This is a genomic window from Pseudomonas sp. SDO5215_S409 (genome assembly GCF_054071325.1).
Genome location: NZ_JBSVWN010000155.1, coordinates 1 through 858 on the forward strand (window position 1 = coordinate 1; position 858 = coordinate 858).

Annotated in this window: 1 protein-coding gene; it reads right to left on the minus strand. The window is 57.0% G+C overall.

The window, feature by feature from the left end; genetic code table 11:
• The coding region (locus ACW9H9_RS28685) for an Ig-like domain-containing protein (protein ID WP_457346716.1) at positions 1–858 on the minus strand (858 nt) is incomplete at both ends.

Here is an 858-nt window from a genome sequence, read left to right on the forward strand (position 1 = left end):
ACGGTAACGGTGCTGTTGGCCTCGGCCACACCGCTGATGGTGATGCCGCCGTTAGATTGGGTGACCACATTCAGCCCGATCGGCGCATCCGGCGGCGTAATGTCGTTTTTCGAGTCGGCGACGTAGTCCACCGTTGCAGACGCGCTTTTATTACCCGCAGCATCGATTGCCACAGCAGTGACTTTGCCATTGGGCTGCGGCTCGTTGACGCCGAGCTTGAAATTGCCGTCACCGTCTACACGCACATTGTGGGATTTGCCGTCCGGCGTGGTCACGGTAACGGTGCTGTTGGCCTCGGCCACACCGCTGATGGTGATGCCGCCGTTAGGTTGGGTGACGATGTTTAAGCCTGCCGGGGCTTCAGGTGGCAAAGTGTCAGCTTTTGAATCGGCTGCGTAGGTCCCCGTCAAAGGATTACTGGTATTCCCCGCACTGTCCGTTGCAGTCGCAATATAGGAGCCGTTAGGTTGTGGCAACTTACTTGCAAAACTGAAACTTCCATCGGAGCCTGTCGTTACACTCACCTTCGAGCCATCGGGAAAGGTAAAGTCAACACGCGAGCCAGGCTCCGCCTTGCCGTTGACAGCCATGGTGCCATCGGCTTTAGTGGCCACTTTGACCTGCGGAGTGTCTGGAGCAGTCGTGTCAGGAGCTACCTTGTTGTCCCGATGCCCACCACCGCCTTTACCTCCAGATTTGGTTAACGCAAAAACCCCCAAGGCGGCCCCACCCAACAGAGCCCCCTTGGCCAACGGCGAGAGATCACTGAAAGACGCGGTGATCTTTTCCAGCAGAGAGCCGGCCCCTAAGGAAATCCTGAAGAAGACTTCCAAATATGGTGAAATACGCCGATCCCGT